Here is a 2223-nt window from a genome sequence, read left to right on the forward strand (position 1 = left end):
TTGCAGATTTGGCTTCATTGCCAAACGTAACTGCAGAGTGTGAGGTAACGACTTTAACTGCACCAAGTGCGACAGATAACTGTTCATCAGTTACTGTAACTAACGATGCAAGTTTACCAATAACTACACAAGGCACTACAGTTGTGACTTGGACTTATAAAGATGTAGTTGGGAATACCAGTACACAAACACAGAATGTAATCATTACTGATGCTACTGCACCAGTTGCAGATTTGGCTTCTTTGCCAAACGTAACCGCAGAGTGTGAGGTAACGACTTTAACTGCACCAAGTGCAACAGATAATTGTTCTGCTGTAACAGTAACTAACGATGCAAGTTTGCCAATCACTGCACAAGGAACTACTGTTGTTACCTGGACTTATAAAGATGTAGTTGGGAATATCAGTACACAAACACAGAATGTAATCATTACTGATGCTACAGCACCAGTTGCAGATTTGGCTTCTTTGCCAAACGTAACTGCAGAGTGTGAGGTGACTAGTTTAACTGCACCAACAGCAACAGATAATTGTTCTGCTGTAACAGTAACTAACGATGCAAGTTTGCCAATCACTACTCAAGGCACTACGGTTGTGACTTGGACTTATAAAGATGTAGTTGGGAATAGCAGTACACAAACACAGAATGTAATCATTACTGATGCTACAGCACCGGTTGCAGATTTGGCTTCTTTGCCAAACGTAACTGCAGAGTGTGAGGTGACTAGTTTAACAGCACCAAGTGCAACAGATAATTGTTCTGCTGTAACAGTAACTAACGATGCAAGTTTACCAATAACTACTCAAGGAACTACTGTTGTTACTTGGACATATAAAGATGTAGTTGGGAATATCAGTACACAAACACAGAATGTAATCATTACTGATGCTACAGCACCGGTTGCAGATTTGGCTTCTTTGCCAAACGTAACCGCAGAGTGTGAGGTAACTTCATTAACAGCACCAAGTGCAACAGATAATTGTTCTACTGTAACAGTAACTAACGATGCAAGTTTACCAATAACTACTCAAGGCACTACAGTTGTGACTTGGACTTATAAAGATGTAGTTGGGAATACCAGTACACAAACACAGAATGTAATTATTACTGATGCTACTGCACCGGTTGCAGATTTGGCTTCATTGCCAAACGTAACTGCAGAGTGTGAGGTAACTTCATTGACAGCACCAAGTGCAACAGATAATTGTTCTGCTGTAACAGTAACTAACGATGCAAGTTTACCAATAACTACTCAAGGCACTACAGTTGTGACTTGGACTTATAAAGATGTAGTTGGGAATACCAGTACACAAACACAGAATGTAGTTATCACCGATACACAAGCACCAGTAGCAGATTTGGCATCATTGCCAAACGTAACTGCAGAGTGTGAAGTGACAAGCTTAACTGCACCAAGCGCGACAGATAACTGTTCATCAGTTACTGTAACTAACGATGCAAGTTTGCCAATAACTACTCAAGGCACTACAGTTGTTACTTGGACATATAAAGATGTTGTTGGGAATATCAGTACACAAACACAGAATGTAATCATTACTGATGCTACAGCACCGGTTGCAGATTTGGCTTCATTGCCAAACGTAACTGCAGAGTGTGAGGTGACTAGTTTAACAGCACCAACAGCAACAGACAACTGCTCGACAGTAACAGTAACTAACGATGCAAGTTTACCAATAACTACTCAAGGCACTACAGTTGTGACTTGGACTTATAAAGATGTAGTTGGGAATACCAGTACACAAACACAGAATGTAGTTATCACCGATACACAAGCACCAGTAGCAGATTTGGCATCATTGCCAAACGTAACTGCAGAGTGTGAAGTGACAAGCTTAACTGCTCCAAGCGCGACAGATAACTGTTCATCAGTTACTGTAACTAATGATGCAAGTTTGCCAATTACAGCACAAGGAACTACTGTTGTTACTTGGACATATAAAGATGTTGTTGGGAATATCAGTACACAAACACAGAATGTAATCATTACTGATGCTACTGCACCAGTTGCAGATTTGGCTTCTTTGCCAAACGTAACCGCAGAGTGTGAGGTGACGACTTTAACTGCACCAACAGCAACAGATAATTGTTCTGCTGTAACAGTAACTAACGATGCAAGTTTGCCAATAACTACACAAGGAACTACTGTTGTTACCTGGACTTATAAAGATGTTGTTGGGAATATCAGTACACAAACACAGAATG

1 protein-coding gene is annotated in these 2223 nt (G+C 40.5%); it reads left to right on the top strand.

What is annotated here, in order from left to right:
• Positions 1-2223 (top strand): hypothetical protein (locus tag BZG02_RS20935; RefSeq protein WP_218972323.1); only part of this gene is annotated, 2223 nt, incomplete at both ends.

This window comes from Labilibaculum filiforme (assembly GCF_002843315.1).
GTDB lineage: Bacteria > Bacteroidota > Bacteroidia > Bacteroidales > Marinifilaceae > Labilibaculum > Labilibaculum filiforme.